Origin of the sequence: Afifella pfennigii DSM 17143 (genome assembly GCF_000688515.1) — a bacterium.
GTDB lineage: Bacteria > Pseudomonadota > Alphaproteobacteria > Rhizobiales > Afifellaceae > Afifella > Afifella pfennigii.
Genome location: NZ_JHZK01000001.1, coordinates 226,717 through 246,679 on the forward strand (window position 1 = coordinate 226,717; position 19,963 = coordinate 246,679).

21 protein-coding genes are annotated in these 19,963 nt (G+C 67.2%); 6 read left to right on the plus strand and 15 right to left on the minus strand.

From position 1 onward, the window contains the following. The first annotated feature begins 3 nt into the window (after nt 1–3). The 6 genes from Q331_RS0101160 to Q331_RS0101185 are packed head-to-tail and all read left to right on the plus strand — an operon-like array spanning nt 4 to nt 6,000. A complete protein-coding gene (locus Q331_RS0101160; RefSeq protein ID WP_026379161.1) occupies nt 4–696 on the plus strand; it encodes a TRAP transporter small permease subunit in 693 nt (230 codons plus the stop codon). After that, nucleotides 693–2,111: a TRAP transporter large permease gene (locus Q331_RS0101165; protein WP_026379162.1), complete on the plus strand. Its 1,419-nt coding sequence runs from the start codon at nt 693–695 to the stop codon at nt 2,109–2,111. Before Q331_RS0101160 ends, Q331_RS0101165 begins: the two co-directional genes overlap by 4 nt. 9 nt (nt 2,112–2,120) lie before the next feature. Further along, entirely contained in the window at nt 2,121–3,476 is a 1,356-nt protein-coding gene (locus Q331_RS0101170; protein WP_026379163.1) for an amidase, read from the plus strand. Further along, nucleotides 3,473–3,691 (plus strand): hypothetical protein, encoded by a 219-nt coding sequence (locus tag Q331_RS23630; RefSeq protein WP_034490570.1) that lies wholly within the window; start codon nt 3,473–3,475, stop codon nt 3,689–3,691. Before Q331_RS0101170 ends, Q331_RS23630 begins: the two co-directional genes overlap by 4 nt. Next, entirely contained in the window at nt 3,663–4,496 is an 834-nt protein-coding gene (locus Q331_RS22815; protein WP_084174546.1) for a thermonuclease family protein, read from the plus strand. Before Q331_RS23630 ends, Q331_RS22815 begins: the two co-directional genes overlap by 29 nt. A 4-nt stretch (nt 4,497–4,500) precedes the next feature. Continuing rightward, the gene (locus Q331_RS0101185) at nt 4,501–6,000 is read left to right on the plus strand and encodes a M48 family metalloprotease (protein WP_245615484.1); all 1,500 of its coding nucleotides are present in this window, start codon (nt 4,501–4,503) and stop codon (nt 5,998–6,000) included. A 23-nt stretch (nt 6,001–6,023) separates the two neighbouring features. Here Q331_RS0101185 and Q331_RS0101190 read toward each other — a convergent pair whose 3' ends face one another. From Q331_RS0101190 to Q331_RS0101260, 15 genes are all read right to left on the minus strand, one after another. Next, entirely contained in the window at nt 6,024–6,539 is a 516-nt protein-coding gene (locus Q331_RS0101190; protein WP_245615485.1) for an RNA pyrophosphohydrolase, read from the minus strand. A gap of 7 nt (nt 6,540–6,546) precedes the next feature. Further along, entirely contained in the window at nt 6,547–7,752 is a 1,206-nt protein-coding gene (locus tag Q331_RS0101195; RefSeq protein ID WP_034490572.1) for a divergent polysaccharide deacetylase family protein, read from the minus strand. A gap of 51 nt (nt 7,753–7,803) precedes the next feature. Then, nucleotides 7,804–9,132, minus strand: a complete 1,329-nt coding sequence (locus Q331_RS0101200) for a S41 family peptidase (protein ID WP_026379167.1) — start codon at nt 9,130–9,132, stop codon at nt 7,804–7,806. Continuing rightward, a complete protein-coding gene (locus tag Q331_RS0101205; protein WP_026379168.1) occupies nt 9,129–10,514 on the minus strand; it encodes a murein hydrolase activator EnvC family protein in 1,386 nt (461 codons plus the stop codon). The genes Q331_RS0101200 and Q331_RS0101205 overlap by 4 nt, the downstream gene beginning before the upstream one ends. Nucleotides 10,515–10,586: 72 nt before the next feature. Continuing rightward, entirely contained in the window at nt 10,587–11,066 is a 480-nt protein-coding gene (rlmH, locus tag Q331_RS0101210) for a 23S rRNA (pseudouridine(1915)-N(3))-methyltransferase RlmH (protein ID WP_026379169.1), read from the minus strand. Between the two features lie 6 nt (nt 11,067–11,072). After that, complete coding sequence (rsfS, locus tag Q331_RS19390) at nt 11,073–11,459, minus strand: ribosome silencing factor (RefSeq protein ID WP_084174548.1); 387 nt, start codon at nt 11,457–11,459, stop codon at nt 11,073–11,075. Between the two features lie 212 nt (nt 11,460–11,671). Further along, complete coding sequence (locus tag Q331_RS0101220; RefSeq protein WP_051630286.1) at nt 11,672–12,295, minus strand: nicotinate-nucleotide adenylyltransferase; 624 nt, start codon at nt 12,293–12,295, stop codon at nt 11,672–11,674. 19 nt (nt 12,296–12,314) lie between these two features. After that, nucleotides 12,315–13,601: a glutamate-5-semialdehyde dehydrogenase gene (locus tag Q331_RS0101225; RefSeq protein ID WP_026379172.1), complete on the minus strand. Its 1,287-nt coding sequence runs from the start codon at nt 13,599–13,601 to the stop codon at nt 12,315–12,317. Between the two features lie 68 nt (nt 13,602–13,669). Beyond that, a complete protein-coding gene (gene proB, locus Q331_RS0101230; protein WP_026379173.1) occupies nt 13,670–14,800 on the minus strand; it encodes a glutamate 5-kinase in 1,131 nt (376 codons plus the stop codon). A 7-nt stretch (nt 14,801–14,807) separates the two neighbouring features. Continuing rightward, nucleotides 14,808–15,848, minus strand: coding sequence for a GTPase ObgE (gene obgE / locus Q331_RS0101235; RefSeq protein ID WP_026379174.1), 1,041 nt, complete (start codon nt 15,846–15,848; stop codon nt 14,808–14,810). Then, nucleotides 15,845–16,420: a GNAT family N-acetyltransferase gene (locus tag Q331_RS19395; protein ID WP_084174550.1), complete on the minus strand. Its 576-nt coding sequence runs from the start codon at nt 16,418–16,420 to the stop codon at nt 15,845–15,847. Before Q331_RS19395 ends, obgE begins: the two co-directional genes overlap by 4 nt. A gap of 93 nt (nt 16,421–16,513) precedes the next feature. Beyond that, nucleotides 16,514–16,783 (minus strand): 50S ribosomal protein L27, encoded by a 270-nt coding sequence (gene rpmA, locus Q331_RS0101245; protein ID WP_026379175.1) that lies wholly within the window; start codon nt 16,781–16,783, stop codon nt 16,514–16,516. Between the two features lie 6 nt (nt 16,784–16,789). Further along, nucleotides 16,790–17,500 carry a 50S ribosomal protein L21 gene (locus Q331_RS0101250; RefSeq protein WP_026379176.1) on the minus strand — a complete coding sequence of 237 codons (711 nt, stop codon included), beginning with the start codon at nt 17,498–17,500 and terminating at the stop codon, nt 16,790–16,792. A 217-nt stretch (nt 17,501–17,717) separates the two neighbouring features. Then, on the minus strand, nt 17,718–18,749 hold the full coding sequence (locus Q331_RS0101255) for a phosphotransferase family protein (protein WP_034490671.1): 1,032 nt from the start codon (nt 18,747–18,749) through the stop codon (nt 17,718–17,720). A gap of 7 nt (nt 18,750–18,756) precedes the next feature. Next, the gene (locus Q331_RS0101260; protein WP_026379178.1) at nt 18,757–19,959 is read right to left on the minus strand and encodes an acyl-CoA dehydrogenase family protein; all 1,203 of its coding nucleotides are present in this window, start codon (nt 19,957–19,959) and stop codon (nt 18,757–18,759) included. Between the last annotated feature and the right edge of the window lie 4 nt (nt 19,960–19,963).

Here is a 19,963-nt window from a genome sequence, read left to right on the forward strand (position 1 = left end):
CTCATGGAAGCCTATATCCGCTTCGCCGATAAGGTCTCGACCTGGTTCGGCAAGGCTTTCGCATGGTCGATTCTCGTCATGAGCTTCGGCGTCGGCTACGAGGTCTTTGTGCGCTACGTGCTGCGCGATCCGACCGCCTGGGCCTTCGACATCTCCTACATGATGTATGGCGCGCTGTTCATGATGGGCGGCGCCTACACCCTGTCGCGCGACGGGCATGTGCGTGGCGACGTCGTCTACCGGCTGTGGAGGCCGCGCACGCAGGCCACCGTTGAGCTGGTGCTCTACTTCATCTTCTTCTTTCCCGGCATCCTCGCCCTCATCTTCGCCGGCTGGAAATACGCCTCGCGCTCGCTGGGCTATCTGGAAGTCAGCGTCATGAGCCCGGCCAACGTGCCGATCTTCCATTTCAAGCTCATCATCGTCGCCGCCGGGATTCTCCTCTTTCTCCAGGGCATCGCCCAGGTTTTCCGCTGCATTTTGTGCATTCGCACCGGCGCCTGGCCGCAGCGCGAGGAGGATGTGGAGGAATTGGAGACGCAGCTCATCAAGGAGCATGAGCGCGAAATCCTCCACCATGGCACCGAGGCGGTCGACATCGTTCTTCCGGCCAAGCAGAAGCGGCAGGATTTCAACCCGCCGGCCGATGACGACAAGGGCAGGCCGCGCGGCGGCGGCACGGACGAGCGCACATGACCGAGCCCCAGATCGCCGTCGCCATGCTCGGCATCTTCATCCTCATCATCATGCTGGGCTTTCCCATCGCCTTCACGCTGATGGCGCTCGGCGTGGCCTTCGGCTACTACGCCTATTTCGACGCGGACCGGCAATGGCGCGCCTTCGATCGGGCGGTCGCCGACGGTGCCGATCTCTTCACCCAGGTGGAGACCTGGATCGGCGGCTTTCTCAACAACCGCGTCTTCGATCTGTTCGTCAATCAGACCTATTCGGTCATGTCGAACGACGTCCTGACGGCGGTGCCGCTGTTCCTTTTCATGGGCTATATCGTGGAGCGGGCGAACATCGTCGACCGGCTGTTCTCCACGCTGCAGATCGCCGCCCGGCGCATTCCCGGCTCCATGGCCGTGGCCGCGCTCATCACCTGCGCGCTCTTTGCCACCGCCACCGGCATCGTCGGCGCGGTGGTCACGCTGATGGGCCTTCTCGCCTTCCCGGCGATGCTGAATGCCCGCTACAACACCAGCTTCGCCTCCGGCGTCATCTGCGCCGGCGGCACGCTCGGCATCCTCATCCCGCCCTCCATCATGCTCATCGTCTATGCGGCGACCTCGGGCGTCTCCATCGTGCGGCTTTATGCGGGCGCGCTTTTGCCGGGACTGCTGCTTGCCGGCCTTTATGTCGTCTACGTCATCGGCCGCGCCTGGCTCGACCCGAAGATCGCGCCGCGCCCGGAGCGCGAGGATGATCAGATCTCCGGCTTTGCCCTTCTGTGGCTTCTCATCACCTCCTTCTTTCCGCTCGCGGTTCTCATTCTGGCGGTTCTGGGGGCGATCCTCTTCGGCCTTGCCACGCCTTCCGAAGCGGCTGCGGTCGGCGCCCTGGGCGGGCTTCTTCTGGCCATCGCCTATCGTGCTCTCACCTGGCAGCGCCTGCAGGAATCGGTCTATCTCACCGTGCGCACCTCCGCGATGGTGTGCTGGCTCTTCGTCGGCTCGTGGATCTTCTCCTCCGTCTTCTCCTATCTCGGCGGCGAGAAGGTCATCACCGATTTCGTCACCAGCCTCGACATCTCCCCCATCGTCTTTCTGATCCTTGCCCAGATCATCATCTTCCTGCTGGGCTGGCCGCTGGAATGGTCGGAGATCATCATCATCTTCGTGCCGATCTTCCTGCCCCTCCTGCCGCATTTCGGCATCGATCCCTTGTTCTTCGGCATCCTGGTGGCGCTCAATCTGCAGACGTCGTTCTTGACGCCACCCATGGCCATGTCCGCCTATTACCTGAAGGGGATAGCGCCGCCCTTCGTGCAGCTGGTGGAGATCTTCAAGGGCTGCATGCCCTTCCTTTCCATGGTGATTCTGGCGATGGTGCTGGTTTATGTGTTCCCAGAGATCGTCTACTGGCTGCCCAACCTCGTCTACGGCCGCTAAGGAGCGAGCATGAAGGCCAGAAAGGCGCTCAGCGCCATTGAAACGCGTGACGCACTCGCCAGGGGCGAGGTCAGCGCCCTTTCCGTGGCGGACGCCTATCTTTCCCGCATCGCCGAGCGGGAAAGCGAGGTGCAGGCCTTCGCCTTCATCGATCCGGACTATGTGCGCGAGCAGGCGGAGCGGCTCGATACCTGGCGCAAGAGCGGCCGCCCGCTCGGGCGGCTCCACGGCCTGCCCGTCGCCGTCAAGGATATCATCGACACCGCCGACATGCCGACCGAGAACGGCACGAAGCTCGATGCCGGCAGGCGGCCGCGCCATGACGCCTTCGTCGTCTCGCGCCTCAGAGCCGAAGGCGCCGTCATCCTCGGCAAGGCGGTGACGACGGAGCTTGCCTATTTCGCGCCTTCCAAGACGAAGAACCCGCACGATCCGTCACGCACGCCGGGCGGCTCTTCCTCCGGCTCCGCGGCGGCGGTCGCCGCCGGCATGGCCCCGCTCGCCATCGGCACGCAGACCAACGGCTCCATGATCCGCCCGGCCTCCTATTGCGGCGTCGTCGGCTTCAAGCCGGGTCTCGGCGTCATCCCGCGCACCGGCGGGCTCACGCAGGCCGAATGCCTGGATACGCTCGGCGTCTTCGCGCGTTCCGTGCCCGATGCCGCGCTCCTGGCGGAGTTTTTGCAAGGCTACGATCCGGGCGATCCGCAGACACGTCCCCTCGCGCACGACCCGATGCTGGCGACCGCCCTCGCCAAGCCGCCGGTGAAACCGCAATTCGCCTTCGTCAGAACGCCGGTCTGGGATCAGGCGGCGCCCGACATGCAGGCGGCGCTTGAGGAGCTTGCCGCCCTGCTCGGCGAGCAATGCGACGAGGTTCCACTGCCGGAAACCTTCGCCAACGCCCATCCCGCCCATCGCCGGCTGATGCTCGCCGGCTTCGCGCGCAGCCTGCGTCCCTGGGCGGAGCGCGGCTGGGATCAGCTCAGCCCGCAAATGCGCGAGGCGATCGCCGAGGGGCGTCAGATCAAGGCCGTCGACTATCTCTCTGCGCTCGACTGGCGCAAGGTCTTCAATGCCGGCCTCGACGCCATCTTCGAGCGCTACGACGCCATCCTCACCCCCTCCGCTCCGGGCGAAGCCCCGCAGGGCCATGCCTCGACCGGCGATCCGGTCTTCAACACCATTTGGTCGCTGTGCGGGGTGCCGACGATCAGCCTGCCGCTCGCCGAGGGCGAGAACGGCATGCCGCTCGGCATTCAGCTGGTCGGCCCGCGCGGTCATGAAGGGCGTCTGTTGCGCACCGCGCGCTGGCTGATGGAGCGCCTTGCCCGGGAAAGCGCCGAGGAAGGGATTGCCGCATGACGGGCTGGATGGACAGGATCCTGGCTTTCATAGCCGTGGCGGGATTTACCCTCTTTCTGTTCATCACCGCCTATTGGGTTCGCCAGCCGGACCTCATCGCCGTGCTTGTCATCGTCGTGGCGATGGTCGTCTACGATTTCTGGGTTCATCCCTGGCGCATGCGCAAGGCGGCCGAAGATCGCGATCATGGAGCATCTGAGAAGAACGGCGGCTAGCCCAGTGCGCCTTGCGGCGGCTCTCCTTCTTCTGCTGTTTGGCAATCTCGCCCTCGCCGCTCCCCCGCAAGCCGATTGCCGCCTAGTCGCCGGCGAGGTGCTCTCCGGCGCCGTGGCTGAGGATTTCCGCACGATTGTCGCCGGCGAAGGGCGGTTTTCGCCCGCCGGCATCGCCCCGCCCTCCCTCCTGGCCCCAAACGAGACAGAGCTGCAAGACGCGGCGCTCGCCGCCTTACAAGCCTTTCTTTCCCGGGCCGGCCTGCAGGCCGAGCGCCTGTCGCAAAGGCCGGACCGGCACGGCCGTCACGCCGCCCTCATCGGCAGAAATGAGACACTCTTGCAGGAGTATTTGCTGCGCCAGGGGCTGGCGCTTGCCCTTCCCGCGGGTCTCGGCGACAAGAAACCGGCCTGCACGGCTCGCTTCTTCGCCGCCGAGGAGGAGGCGCGCGGGGCACGGCAGGGCCTGTGGGCAAGGGCGGAAATGGTCAGAAATGCTCACGCGCCGGACGCGCTTTCGTCACAATATGGACGTTACGTCATCGTGGCGGGAACGATCATCTCCGTTGGGAACCGGCCCTACCGTACCTATCTGAACTTCGGCCGAGACTGGTCGCATGACTTCACGGCGGAGATCGCCAGGGCTCAACGCGCCGCTTTCGGCGACGAGGCGGGCCTTGCCGCTCTTGCCGGCAGAACAGTGCGTCTGCGCGGCTTCCTGAAGAGGCGTGCGGGCCCGGTGCTTGAGTTGGAGGCACCCTGGCAACTGGAGGTGATTGCCGAGAAGGGCCCGCAAGGGGATGACTAGAAGGATGGCGAAGGAAGCCTTGATCTACAGGCCGGTTCGGCGCATGGGCCTTTCCATGCGCTCCGCCGTCTCGGCTTTTCTTCTCGCTGCCACCCTGGCGGGCTGTCAGCTGGCGCCTTCGGCCGCGCCGGCGCGCGTCGACCCCGTCGCTGCCCTGCCGAGCCTGCCCTCCACCGTCTCCCCGACCGAAAACGTCATCGGCGCGCGCGAGCATGCCCGCGTCATCGCCCAGTATGGCGGCACCTATTCCGACCCGGACGTGGAGCGCGAGACCGTCGGCATCGTCAAGCGCCTCGTCGCCGCTTCCGACGAGCCGGGGCGCTCCTACCGAGTGACCGTTCTCAATTCGCCGGTGGCCAACGCCTTCGCCCTGCCGGGCGGCTATCTCTATGTGACCCGCGGGCTTCTGGCGCTGGCCAACGATCGCTCCGAGCTGGCGGCGGTGCTCTCGCACGAGATCGCCCACGTCATCGCCAAGCACGCCCTGGAACGCGCCCAGCGGGTGGAGACCAGCGAATTGGTGGAGCGCGTCGCCACCGATGTCCTCTCCGATTCCCAGGCCGGGCAATCGGCGCGGCTGAAATCGCGCCGCACGCTCGCCCAGTTCTCCCAGGAGCAGGAAGTGGAGGCCGACCGGATCGGCATCCGCATCGCCGGCCGCGCCGGCTTCGATCCCTTTGCCGCCTCGCGCTTCCTCGACAAGCTGGAGCGCTATGCCGCCTTCCGCTCCGCCACGGGCCAGAAGGACGATGCGGCCAACTTCCTTTCCTCGCATCCGGCGGCGCTGGAGCGGCGGGCGATCGCCTTGCAGGCGGCGCGCCAGTTCGGAGCGCCCGGCATCGGCGAACAAGGGCGTATCCCCTATCTGCGCGCCATCGACGGCATCATCTACGGCGACGATCCTTCCGAGGGCTTCGTGCGCGGCCGCGAATTCCTGCATCCGCGGCTTGCCATCGCCTTCAAGGTCCCGCCGCGCTACCGGCTGGAGAATACGCGCGAGGCGGTCCTGGCCGCCGCCGGCCACGATACGGCGATGCGCTTCGACGGGGTGCGCCTGAAGGAGGATCAGAGCCCTGAGGCCTATCTTGCCTCCGGCTGGATCAACGGTCTGCAGGAGGGCACGATCGAGACGGCCGAGGTGAGCGGCATGCCTGCGGCGACCGCCAGCGCCGTTGCCGGCGACTGGAACTTCCGCATTGGCGCCATCCGTCTCGGCAGCTCAGCCTATCGCTTCATCTTCGCCGAGCGCGGCGGCGCCGGCGATATCGACGCGGCCCTCGCTCAGACGATGGCGAGCTTCCGCCGCCTCAGCCCCGCCGAGGTGGCGCGTCTGCGGCCCCTGCGCATCGACCTCATGATCACCGGTGAGAACGATACCGTCGCCAGCATCGCGTCGCGCATGAAGGGCGTGGAGCGCAAGGCGGAACTCTTCAGGCTCCTCAATGGCCTCGGCCCGAACGAGGCGCCGGGCGCCGGCAGGATGGTCAAGATCGTCACCGATTGACGATCTGATAACCATGCAAAGCGCTAAAGCGCCGCAAATCGGTCGAAGGCCGAGACCACCTGCCTGTAGACGTCGCGCTTGAAGGGGATGACCAGGTCGGGCGTGCGTTCCAGCCGCTCCCAGCGCCATTCCAGAAATTCCTGGGCGTGGCCTTCGCGCGGGCCGATATCGATCTCGCTCTCATCGCCCTCGAAGCGGAAGGCGAACCATTTCTGCGTCTGCCCGCGGTAGCGGCCTTTCCAGGCCGAGCGGCACAGCTCCTCCGGCAGGTCGTAGCACCACCACAGCGGCGATTCCGCCAGGACGGAGACGGAGCGGATGCCGGTCTCCTCCCAAAGCTCGCGCAACGCCGCCTCGCGCGCGGTCTCGCCCTTGTCCATCCCGCCCTGCGGCATCTGCCAGGCAAAGCCCTGGGCAACGCTTTCCTCGCCGCCCGTGCGGCGCCCGATGAAGACGAGGCCGCTCGGATTGAAGACGGCAAGGCCGACGCATGGACGATAGCCCTCCGGCGGCATGCCGAAGCCGTTGCGATGGATCATGACTGGCTTACTTCCTCTCCTCGGCCAGCGCGCTGACGGGAACGAATTCAACGCCGCGCGCCCGTGCCCCCGGCATCCAGGCGGCGATCGCCGCCACGGTCGAGGGGAAAGCGGGCGCCACGGCAACCACTCTCCCATTACGCCGGGCAAATATCTCCAGCTCGTTAAGGGCTTTTTCCACTTCGCCGGCGCTGCGCGCCTGATCGAGCCTCCGGTCGGCCGTGACGACGGGCGTGCCGAGCGAGGCGCCGATCCGTGCCGCGACGCTTTCCTCCGCGCTGCCGTCATCGACATAGAAGAGCCCACGCTCCCCCAGATGGGCGAGCAGCGAGCGCATGGCCTCGTCCTCGGCCGAGAAGCGGCCGCCCAGATAGTTCATGACGCCGGTATATGCACCGATACGGCTCAATATCCAGGCCAGGTTGTCGGCGTTGCGACCGCCTTCGGCGGAGACGAGAAGCGTTCGCTCTCCCGGATTGACGCTCGGATAGCCGAAAGGCTCCATCGGCGCCTGAATCAGCAGTTCGTGCCCTTCATCGCGCGCCATTTCCGCCCAGCGCTTCAGGCTCGCCCCGGTCGGTGCGAAGGCGAGCGTCACCGCCGGATCGAGGTCGCGCACGGCGCGTTGCGTGCCGGTCTGGCTGAGGCCGAGCCCGCCGACGATGATGGCGATGTTCGGGCGGTCCGGCGCAAGGCTGGCCGCCCGCGCATAGGCCTGCCGGGGCAAGGTGCCGTCCTCGCCGATACGCGGCAGCGGCCCATGGGCGGATGCCTCCAAGAGCTCAGGCAAAGGCCCGGAAGTGGCGCCTCCGGCCTGCCGCGGCGCCTGCTGCAGCATCGCCTGCATGCGCTGGAAATCGGTCTGCGGCTCGGCTGGATCGGGTGCCGCGCTGGCGTTCTCGCCCTCGCCTGCGATCCCGCTTGCGGCGCCTTCACCGCCCATCCTCCAGCCGGGCGCCTGAAGGGCGCGGGCACGCGCCGCCGCAATCGGATCGCCGATACTGCCGGTCGTCGCCGGGGCGTCTTCGCCCAGATGCGCCACGGCGACGGCGCGCCCGCCATCGGGATCGTCGACGAGCGCCGTCCACACCAGCCCGGTGACGAGGGCCCCGAAAGCAAGCGCAATGGGCGCGTAAACGAAGACGCCAAGCCGCCCTTTACGGGGCGGCCGCGTCTTGCGCTTCAATGGGGAATTGAGGTCGTCTGCCGCCATCAACCCCGCCGGATCGGCTTGGCAGGCGGGGCCTGTGCCCCGCCGAATCGCTTAGTTAGGTATACCCTGCGAGGGGTCCGGCGGGAACATGTTGTTGACCTGGATGCCGCGCAGAAGGTCGAGCGCGTATTGCAGCTGCTTGTCGTCCTCTTCCTCCGGCGGCACATAGGCGGAGGATGCCGAGACCTCGGTCTCATCGCCGTCTTCGCTGGAAAGATGCCCGCGCAGCTTGGCCTCGCCGGTCGTCTCTTCGCGGCCTTTCAGCTCCTCCGGCAGTTCCTGCGTCACCTCCACATCCGGCTCGATGCCCTTGGCCTGGATGGAGCGGCCGGAAGGCGTGTAGTAGCGCGCCGTGGTCAGGCGAATGGCGCCGTTGCGCCCCAGCGGGATGATGGTCTGCACCGATCCCTTGCCGAAGGAGCGCGTCCCGATCACCGTGGCGCGGCGATGGTCCTGCAAGGCACCGGCGACGATTTCAGAGGCCGAGGCGGAGCCGCCGTTGAGAAGCACGATCACCGGCTTGCCGCTCGCCTTGTCGCCGGAGCGGGCTGTGGCCCGCTGCACGTCGTCCGACTTGCGCCCGCGCGTGGAGACGATCTCGCCGCGGTCCAGGAAGGCATCGGAGACGGCGATCGCCTGGTCCAGAAGCCCGCCGGGATTGTTGCGAAGGTCGAGGATGTATCCCTTCAGCTCGTCTTCCGGGATCTCCTTGGAGATCTTGGCGAACGCATCGTCCAGCCCTTCGCTGGTCTGCTCGTTGAACTGGCTGATGCGGATATAGCCGACATCCTCGTGTGCCTTCTCGCGCACCGAGCGCACCTGGATGATATCGCGCACGATCTTGATCTTCACCGGCGCGTCGGCGCTCTCGCGGCGCACCGTCAGCGTGATCGGCGAGTTGACCGGGCCGCGCATCTTGTCGACCGCCTCGCGCAGCGACAGGCCGGCGATCGGCTCGTCGTCGAGATGGGTGATGACGTCGCCGGGCAGGATACCCGCCCGATCGGCCGGCGTGTCCTCGATCGGCGTCACCACCTTGACGAGATCGTCCTCCATGGTGACCTCGATGCCGAGGCCGCCGAACTCGCCGCGCGTCTGCACCTGCATGTCGCGGAAATCGTCCGGGTTCAGATAGCTGGAATGCGGGTCGAGCGAGGTGAGCATGCCGTCGATGGCCGATTCGATGAGATCGGCTTCCGCGGGCTCTTCGACGTAATCGGCCCGCACTCGCTCAAAGACGTCTCCGAACAGATTGAGTTGGCGATAGGTCTCGGACGACGCGGCGGTCGCCGAGCCGTTCTGCCCGACCTGAACCACGGCGCTCATGGCGAGCGCGCCGACGAGGGCGCCCGCGGCGACGAGACCCATTTTGCGCATCATCCTCGAACCTCTTGCTCTCCGCTCCGATCCCACCAGGGATCGGGATCGATCGAGTGACCGTCCTTACGGAACTCGACATATAAGATGGGCTGGGCCGAAGTGTGGTCAACATTGCCTATGCTTGCAAGGCGTTGAGCACCCATTGTCGCAACCGGCTCGCCCGTCAGTACAAACTGGCCAAGGGCGACGTCAATCTTCTCAAGGCCAGCCAGAACAATATGATACCCGCTGCCGACATTAAGGATCAAGACTTGCCCGTAGGTGCGGAAAGGACCCGCATAGACGACCCAGCCATCGGCGGGCGAGACCACGCGCGCCCCGTTGCGGGTGGCGATGGAGACGCCCTCGGCATGTGAGCCGAGCTCGTCGACCTCGCCGTAGCGGGTCAGCACGCTGCCGGCCGCCGGCAGCGGCAGAAGGCCGCGCGCCTTGGCGAACTCGATCGCCGGCGCCAGGCGCGAGGTGTCCTGAAGAGCGCGCTGTCTTTCCTCCGGCGTCTTTTCCCGCCGCGCTTCCTCGGCCCGGCGCGCTTCCTCCGCCGCCCGCGCCGCCGCCTCAACCTCCTCTTCCAGCGAGGCGATAAGGCCTTCCAGGCTCTCCGCGCTTTCCGCTAGCTCGGCCGCCTTGCCCTGCTCTGCCGCGAGCGCGGCCTCGGTGCGCTGATGCTCCGAGCGCTTCGATTCCACCAGGAGGTTGATGCGCGTCTGCTCCTCGCCGAGCGCCGCATATTGCCTCTTCAATTCCTCGTGCTCTTCCTCGATCCGGGCCTTCAGTTGGGTGAGCTCGGCAAGGTCGGCCGCGAGCGCTTCGGCCTCAACGCGGATATCCGGCAGGACGGCGCCGGCCAGGATGGAGCCGCGAATGGCCGCCAGCGCGTCCTCCGGGCGCGACAGGATCGGCGGCGGCGGCGTGCGGCCCATCCGCTGCAGGGCGCCCAGCACCTCCGCCAGCACTTCCCGGCGCGCCTCCAGCGAGCGGCGCAGGCCCTCCTCGTTGGCGATCAGCCGGTCAAGCCGGGTCTCCGCCTCCGCGATGCCGTTTTCCGCCCGCCTCAGCCGCTGGGCCGTGGCGATGAGCTCGCCGCTCAGCCGCGCCCGGTCGGCTTCCACCGCCTCGATTTCGCGGCGCAGCTGCTCCTGGCGCTTCTCTGAGACCAGGATGGAACGGCGCACCGCCTCCAGCTCCGCCTGCCGCGCCCTGGCGCGCGCCTCCGCGGAGGACGGTGCCGGCTCGGCGAGGCTCTCGCTGGCACCCCTCGCCTCTTCCGCCACATCGCTCTCGCTGGCGCCGGCACCCCCGATCGCCATCGCGGCGACGAGCGCCAGGCCGGCGAGATAGCTGACGAGACGGCGGGGCCGATGTGTTGCAACGTGATTCGTCACGGCTTCCACAATGCCAGTTGCGACCCTACCAAGGCCAAGTTTTTCTGCCGGGCCAGGCGACAGCGGCGACCTTCACTCCCGGTGGTAGGGATGCCCGGAAAGGATGGTCACAGCCCGATAGAGCTGCTCGGCGAGCATCACGCGGGCGATCTTATGCGGCCAGGTCATCCTCCCGAAGGCGATGCAGGCGGCCGCCTCTTGCCTCAGCGCCGCATCGAGCCCGTCGGGCCCGCCAATGACGAAGGCAAGGAGCTGGGCGCCTTCATCCGCCTGCCGGCCGATCAGGGCCGAGAACGCCTCCGAGGTGATGTCCTCGCCCGTCTCATCGAGAGCGACGAAGCCATGCGCGCCGATCAGCTTGCGCAGCGCCGCCGCTTCCTCTCGCTTGCGTTCGGCTGGGCGGTCGGCCCGCGATTCGGCGATCTCCTTCAGCTCCACGCCGGCGATGCCGACGCTTCTGTCGGCTTTGCGCACGCGTTCCAGATAGCGCGCCGCAAGTTCGCCCTCTGGGCCGGACTTCATCCGGCCCACCGCAAGGATCAGCAAGCGCATCGACAGCTAGCTGTTGGCGCGGCGCTCCGAATAAGGCTCCGCCGACCACATCTTCTCGATATTGTAGAAGTCGCGCACTTCCGGTCGGAAGACGTGGACGATCACGTCGCCGGTATCGATCAGGACCCAATCGCAATGCGGCAGCCCCTCCACCCGAGGGACGTTCTCGCCGCGCGCCTTCAGATCCTGGATCACCCGGTCGGCGATCGCACCCACATGCCGATGCGAGCGCCCGGAGGCGACCACCATGTGGTCCCCAAGGGCCGATTTGCCGGCAATGTCGATGGTGACGACATCCTCCGCCTTCGCGTCTTCGAGGCTGGCGAGGATCGTGTGCAGCTCATCCGCCGGAACCGGGCCGGCGCCTGCCTGAGCTGTCTGAGGCTGAAGCATGTGAATGCTCGCCTCCGCTTGGCTTGTAGTCAGGAGTAGAACCCTCTTTCCTTCCTAGCCGAATAAGGGAGCTTCCGAATCCTTCTGCAAAACTCCCAAGTGACCCAATGTCACGTGACAAACATAGAAACGCGACTGTGACAGTTTCAAGTCCATTCTGCCGGACATTTCGTCTTGCCGGCAAATGTGGCGCCAGCGCCACGCTGCCATCTTCATTCCGCGCCGATGCGCAACGCCGTCGACGAGGCGCCGGTACGCGGTCCGTCAAGCACGATATAGGCCGGCGGCACGCAATCGGCCAGCAAGGGCGCGAAGATGGTCGGCAAACGGTAGCGACGAAGGGCGACGGCGGCGCGGGAGGAAAGCAGCGCGGTGAGCGACTGAGGTCTCGGCACCACCGCGATCGGCACGGTGGCGGCGATCTCGTTCCAGTCTTCCCAGCGGTGGAAGCCCTGAAGATTGTCGCTGCCCATGATCCAGACGAAGCGCGTCGCCGGAAGCCGCGCCGTGAGGCGCGTGAGAAAGTCCGCCGTGTAGCGCAAACGCCAACGCGCCTCGATGCCGGTGATGAAGAAACGCGGATGCGCCGCCAGCTCGGCCGCCGCCCGCATGCGCTCTGAAAGCGGCTTCAGCCCTTGCGCCTCCTTCAGCGGATTGCCTGGCGTGACCAGCCACCAGACGGCATCGAGCTTCAGGCGATAGAGCGCCTTCAGGCTCGTCTGCCGGTGACCTTCATGCGGCGGATTGAAGGAGCCGCCGTAAAGGCCGATGCGCTGGCCCGCCCCGTGCGGGGGCAGGCCGGCAAAGACACGGCTCGACCTTGTGGCCTGGTTCAACCCTGCGCGCCTGCTGCCGTCACGTCCGGGTCTGTCCGGCGCCGTGGACGCAGTATTTGAAGCTCGTCAACTGCTCCACGCCCACCGGCCCGCGGGCATGCATGCGCCCCGTGGCAATGCCGATTTCCGCGCCCATGCCGAACTCCCCGCCATCGGCGAATTGCGTGGAGGCGTTGTGCAGCACGATGGCCGAATCGACGACCGACAGGAAGCGACGCGCCGCTTCTTCGTCGCTCGTGACGATCGCCTCGGTATGGCCGGAGCTGTAGCTGGCGATATGCTCCAACGCCTCTTCCAACCCGTCCACGACCTTCACCGCGATGATGGCGGCGAGATATTCCTTCGGCCAGTCCTCCTCGCTGGCCGGCACGGCGCCGGCAAAGCGGGCGACAACCTCCGCATCGCCGCGGATTTCGCAGCCGCCCTCGGCGAGCGCCGTCAGGATCGGCTGCAGATGCGTATCGACGACCGCCCGGTCGATGAGGAGCGTCTCGGCGGCGCCGCAAATGCCGGTGCGTCTGAGCTTGGAGTTGAGGACGACGTCCTTGGCCATCTCCAGATCGGCGCCTGCATGGATATAGACATGGCAGACGCCCTCCAGATGGGCGAAGACGGGCACGCGCGCCTCGTTCTGCACCCTTTCCACCAGCGAGCGGCCGCCGCGCGGCACGATGACGTCGACATTGCCGGAAAGGCCGGTGAGCATCTCGCCGACGGCCGCACGGTCGCGGGTAGGCACGCGCTGGATGGCGTCTTCCGGCAGGCCGGCCGCCCTCAGCCCCTCCACCAGGCAGGCGTGGATGGCGGCGGAACTTTCGGTGGAATCGGAGCCGCCGCGCAAAATCACGGCGTTGCCGGCCTTCAGGCACAGCGCGCCGGCATCGGCGGTGACGTTCGGCCGGCTCTCATAGATGACGCCGATGACGCCGAGCGGCGTCCTGACGCGCTCGATCGCAAGGCCGTTCGGCCGCGTCCAGGAGGCAGTGACGTCGCCGACGGGATCGGCAAGCTCTGCAATAGCCTCCACGCTTGCCGCGATCGCCTCCACCCGGCCCGCATCGAGCCGCAACCGGTCGAGCATCGCCGATGACAGGCCCTGCGCCTCGCCGCGCTGCATGTCGAGCGCGTTCGCCTCCAGGATCGGCTCCACGTTCCGGCGGATCGCCTCGGCCATGGCAAGGAGCGCCTTGAGCTTCGTCGCGGCGGAAGCGAGCGCCAACGGTCGCGCGGCCGCCCGGGCGCGGCGGCCGATCTCGGCCATCAGCGCGGCGGTGTCACCATCCGTCTTCAGCGCAACGACGCTCATCTTCCTCTCCATAGGCTTCCACTAGGTGATAGCGCGGGGCGCGCAGGCTCCACAAGGCCGCTCATGTCTTACGCCTCCCCCTTCGCCGGCTCGCGTAGCACCATGTCGTCGCGGTGCACCAGCGCCGGACGGCGGGTATAGCCGAGAATGGCGGCGATCTCCTTCGATTGCCGGCCGATGATCTGCGCCGCCTCCTCCGCGTCGTAAGCGACGATGCCGCGGCCGATCTCCCCGCCGGCGGGATCGAGAAGCATCACCGTATCGCCGCGCTGGAAGCGGCCGGAATGACCCGTGACACCTGCCGGCAGGAGCGAGCGGCCGGCACCCAGCGCCTTCACCGCGCCCGCATCGAGGAAGAGCGAGCCCTTCGGCTCCAGATGCCCGGCGATCCAGGCCTTGCGTGCCGAGGCGGGCGTCGTCTGCGGGCGGAAGAGCGTCGAGGGAGCGCCTTCGGCGACGCGCTTCAAGGGATTGAGATGGTGGCCGGAGGCGATCACCATCGCCGCGCCGGCGGCGACCGCGATCTTGCCGGCCTCGATCTTGGTGCGCATGCCCCCGCGCGACAACTCCGAGCCGGCATCGCCCGCCATCGCCTCGATCTCGGCGGTGATCTGCGGCACCTCGCGGATGAGCCTGGCGTCCTTCGCCTGCGCCGGCGGGGCCGAATAGAGCCCGTCGACATCGGAAAGGAGAACCAGGCAATCGGCGCCGACCATCGCCGCGACGCGCGCCGCCAGCCGGTCGTTGTCGCCGTAGCGGATCTCGTTGGTGGCCACCGTGTCGTTCTCGTTGATCACCGGCACGGCCTTGAGCGAAAGCAGCGTCGTCAAGGTGGCGCGGGCGTTGAGATAGCGCCGCCGCTCCTCCGTATCGCCGAGCGTCAAGAGCACCTGCGCGGCGTGGATGGAGCGCGCCTGCAAGACCTCCGCCCAGGCGCGCGACAGGCCGATCTGGCCGATGGCGGCGGCCGCCTGCGCCTCTTCCAGCTTCAGTTTTCTTCCCGCCAGGCCGAGCCGGGCACGCCCGAGCGCGATGGCGCCGGAGGAGACGACGAGGCAATCCGCCCCCGCCGCCGCCAGATCGGCGATGTCCGCGGCGAGCGAATCGAGCCATTCCCTCCTGACGTCGCCGCCGCGCTCGACAAGCAGCGAGGAGCCGACCTTGACGACAATCCGTCGGTAGCGCGCAAGCTTCGTCATCGCCGCCTCACGATAACGGGCTCCAGCCGCCCGCTTGGCTTTCCTCTTCCGTCTGCGTGCCGACCCGCCCGGGCAGAAGCTTCAGGCAGGCATCGAGCACCGCCTCCATCCCCGCTCCCGTCGCTGCGGAGGCCGCCAGAGGCACCTTGCCGGCGGCCTCGCCGAGCGCCTTCTTCGTTTCCGCCAGCTCCGCCTCGCTCACCAGATCGGTGCGCGAGAGGACGAGGATTTCCGGCTTTTCGGCAAGGCCGTGACCATAGGCGGCGAGCTCGGCGCGCACCGTCTCATAGGCGCTCGCCGCATCGCCGGTGACGTCGACGAGATGCACGAGCGCGCCGCAGCGCTCGATATGGCCGAGGAAGCGGTCGCCGATGCCCGCGCCCTCATGCGCGCCCTCGATGAGGCCGGGTATGTCGGCCAGCACGAAATCCCGCCCCTTGTGGCGCACCATGCCGAGATTGGGGTGAAGCGTGGTGAAGGGATAATCGGCGATCTTCGGCTTGGCCGCCGTCACGCGGGCAAGGAAGGTCGACTTGCCGGCATTGGGCAGGCCAACAAGGCCGATATCGGCGATCAGCTTCAGCCGCAGCCACACCCACATCTCCTGGCCCGGCAGCCCGGGATTGGCGCGTCTCGGGGCCTGGTTGACCGAGCTCTTGAAATGCGTGTTGCCGAAACCGCCATTGCCGCCGCCGGCGAGCTTCACCCGCGCGCCCAGCCGGTCGAGATCGGCAAGCAGTGTTTCCTTGTCCTCCGCATAGACCTGGGTGCCGACGGGCACCTTCAGGACGCTATCCTTGCCGCCGGCGCCGGTGCGGTTGCGCCCCATGCCGTGGCCGCCCTTCTCGGCCTTGAAATGCTGCTGATAGCGATAGTCGATGAGGGTGTTGAGCCCGTCCACGGCCTCCACCCAGACGTCGCCGCCGCGCCCGCCATCGCCGCCGTCGGGACCGCCGAACTCGATATATTTCTCTCGCCGGAAGGAGACGGCCCCAGGCCCGCCATCGCCGGAGCGGATATAGACCTTGGCCTCGTCGAGGAACTTCATACCAGCGCCTCCGGCGCGCCATGCCGTGCCAGAAACGCGGCGCGCGTCATCTGCATGTCGTCGACCTCCACCTCCGCATGCCGGGGCACGGCGTGCAGCAGGTAACCTCCGGCGCGGGAAAAGCCGAGCTTCTCCAACACCCGCCGCGAGGCCGGATTGTCGGTAAAGACGCCGGCGCCGAGCCGTTCCGGGAAGTCCTTGCCGGCAAAGCCGGGCTCAAGGAACGCGGCCGCGACGATGGCGTCGAGCGCCTCCGTGGCATAGCCGCGCCCCCAAAAGCGCCTGCCGATCCAATAGCCGAGCCTCGGCATGGCGCGCGGCGGCGCGCCCGAGCCGGGATGCTTGAAGGTGATCTCGCCGACCGGTCCTTCCTTCGCAAGGATGGCGAAATGGGTAAGCCCGGGCAATTGGTGCGGCAGGCCAGGATCGACGGAAAGCGGCCAGGGAACGTTGGCCAGCATGCGCACCACCTCAAAATCGTTCTTCAGCTCATGAAGCGCCGCCGCATGCTCCGGCGCCGTCGGCACCAGGACAAGACGTTCAGTTCGGATCTGAGGTTCTGCGGCGGACATGGATGGAGCACCGGAATCGAAAAGGGGAAGCAGTTGCCCGCTTCCCCTTTTCTGTCGTTTCGCTTGGATCGGCGGGAGGCCGCGCCAGGGCGGCTATTCGGCAGCCTCCTGCGGCGGCAGCACCGACACATAGGTGCGCCCTTTGAGGCCCTTATGGAACTCAACCTTGCCTTCCGTCAGCGCGAAGATCGTATGGTCCTTGCCGAGCCCGACATTCTGGCCCGGATGCCAGCGGGTGCCGCGCTGGCGCACGATGATGTTGCCGGCCAGAACGCTCTCGCCGCCGAACTTCTTCACGCCAAGGCGCCTGCCGGCGGTATCGCGACCGTTGCGGGAGGAGCCGCCTGCCTTTTTGTGCGCCATTTCTCGTTACTCCTTCGTCTCGTCGGCGAGCGCCTTGGCCTGACCGACCCAGTCCTCGCTCTCCGCCTTGCCCTTCAGCTTCAGCTCCTCGTCGAGGCGCTGAAGGTCGTCCTTGGAAAAGCCGGCGATCTGGTCGTAGCGGGTAACGCCGACCGCGTTCAGCTTCTTCTCCATCGCCGGCCCGACGCCGGGCAGCTTCTTCAAATCGTCCGCCGGACCCTCCGGGGCCTTGAACAGCGCACCGGCCTCTTCCGCCTTCGGTTCCGCCTTGGCGGAGGTTTCCGACGCCTTGGCCGCCTTCTTCTTCGGCGCAGCCTCTTCGGCGGCCGGCGCGGCAGCCTTCGGCGCCTCTTCCTTCTCCGCCTTCTTCGGCGCGGCCTTCTTGGCGGCGGACGGCTTCTTGCCGTCGGTCAGGATCTCGGTGACCCGCACCAGCGTATATTCCTGGCGGTGGCCGTTCTTGCGCCGCGAATTCTGCCGCCGGCGCTTCTTGAAGATGATGATCTTGCGGCCGCGCTTCTGCTCCACGATCTCCGCCGCGACCGACGCGCCGCTGACCAGCGGGGAGCCGATCTTCGGCTCGCCCTCGCCGCCGAGCATGAGCACGTCGTCGAAGGTGACGGTATCGCCCGCCTCGCCGGCGAGTCTTTCCACTTCAAGAACGCTTTCGGCGGCGACGCGGTATTGCTTGCCGCCGGTTCTGATGACTGCGAACATTGCTGCCTCGTGTTCGATCCCGCCCTGACGGCGCTTTAGGCCCCGCCGGATCGGCTTTTTGTTCAGTCTGACCGGTTGCTCCGAAGGCCCCTTAAAGGAGCTGAACGGAGAAAGGCGCGGGCTTGGCCCACGCCGGTTGCCCGCGAGATGGCCCATGATCTCGGCGAAGTCAAGGCCCTGCCCTGGTTAGGCCCTGCCCTGGTTAGGCCTTTCCCTTTCAGGACGCCAGCATCGCCTGTCTCGCCCGCTCGGCGAACTTCGCCGCAAGCGGCGCCACCTCGCGCGCGTTGTGGGCGGCGGCCGTCCCCGTCCTTGCCCGCTCGGCGATGCCCACGAAGATGACCGCGAAGCGAAAGAGCGCGAAGACGACGTGGAAGCGCCCGAGCGGCGAGGTCGGCGCCGCATGCGCGAAATAATGCGCCACGAACGCCTTCTCGCAAGGAATGCCGAGCGCCGCCAGGTCGAGCCCCAACAGGCCGCCATATTCCTCCGGCGCGCTGCGCCAGGCGATGCAGGCAAAGCCGAGATCCGCCAGGGGATGGCCGAGCGTCGCCAGCTCCCAGTCGAGGATGCCGATGACCTCCGCCCTTTGCGGATGGAACATGAGATTGCCGAGCCGGAAGTCGCCATGGGCGATGGCGCGCCGTTCCTCCTCGGGCGGCATGTTCTGCGCAAGCCATTGGCAAACCTCGTCGAGGGCGGCGATGCGCTCGCCCGGCGATTGCGCGTATTGCCGCGACCAGCGCCGGAACTGGCGCTCGAAGTAATTGCCGGGCGGACCGAAGTCGCCGAGCCCGAGCTCCGCCGGATCGACGGCGTGCAGCCGCGCCAGGGCTTCCGCCATGGCAAGATAGATGGCGCGCCGCGCCTCAGGGCTGAGCCCGGGAAGCGCGCAATCGTGGAACACCCGGCCTTCGAGCCGCCGCATCAGATAGAAGGGCGTGCCGAGGACCGAGCTGTCCTCGCACAGCGCCAAGACCTCCGGCACCGGGACATCCGTCGGCCCGAGCGCCTTCATCACCCGGAATTCGCGCTCGATCGCATGCGCGCCCGGCAGGATGTCGCCGACCGGCTTCTTGCGCAAAACCAGGCGGCGGCGGCCGAAATCGACGAAATAGGTGGGGTTCGACTGACCGCCGGCGACGCGTTCCACCTGCGTCTCGCCTGTCTTGTCGGCGAACAGCTCCTGCAGATAGGCGCGCAGCGCGGCGACATCGAAATCGATTGCCGCGCTTCGGCCCGCCCTCATGGCGCCCTCATGCGACATCCCAGGACCAGAAGCTGCGATCCTCCGCTTGCAGGAGCCGGTGCAGCACCATCTTGTGCACCTCGTCGGCGCCGTCGACCAGCCGCGCCTGCCGCGCATAGCGGTAGATCCATTCCAGCACCGTATCCTTGGAATAGCCGCGCGCGCCGTTGATCTGGATGGCGGTGTCGGCCGCCGCATGCAGGAGATTGGCGACATGGATCTTGGCCATCGAGACCTCCTTGCGGGCAAAGCCGCCGCGGTCGAGCTCCCAGGCCGCCTTCATCACCAGAAGCCGGCCGATCTCGATGCGGTAGGCGAGATCGCCGAGCATCATCTGCACGCTTTCCCGGTCGGCAAGACGCATGCCGAAGCCGTGCCGGCGCTCCGCATAGTCGCGGGCGATCTCCACGCAGCGCTTGGCAAGGCCGAGCCAGCGCATGCAATGGGTCAGGCGCGCCGGCCCGAGCCGCATCTGCGTCACCTTCAGCCCCCTGCCCTCCTCCAGCAGAACGTTTTCCGCCGGCACTTCCAGCCCCTCGAAGACCAGTTCGCAATGCCCGCCATGCTCCTCCGGCCCGAGGATTTCGATGCGCCGGTCGATCCGCCATCCCGGCTGGTCGGCATCGAAGAGGAAGGCCGTCAGCCCGCGGCGCGGATCCTCGGAGGTTCGTGCCACGACGATGAACCTTTCCGCCTCCGCCGCCCCGGTGGCGAACCATTTGCGGCCCGTAATGACATAGCTGTCGCCGCGCCTTTGCGCCGTCGTCTGCATCATGGATGGGTCGGAGCCGCCGCCCGGATGCGGCTCCGTCATGGCGAAGGAGGAGCGCGCCCTGCCCTCCATGACGGGCTTCAGCCACCACTCCTTCTGCGCCTTCGTGCCGGCCGCCTCCAGGAGCATCATGTTGCCGTCGTCGGGCGCGGCGCAATTGAAGGTGACCGGCCCGAAGATGGAGCGGTTCATCTCCTCGTAGCAGACCGCCATGCCGACCCGCCCGAGCCCCTGGCCGCCGTTTTCCGGCTTCAATTGCAGGCACCAGAGGCCCTCCGCGCGCGCTTTGGCGCGCAGCTCCTGCAAAAGGTCGCGGCGGATGTTCTCCTGCGCGTCGAAGGAGGCCCTGTCGGCCTCCAGCGGCAGGATGTGCTCCTCGACGAAGGCGGCGATGCGCGTGCGAAAATCCTCGATCCTGGAGGAGATGGTGAAGTCCATGTTC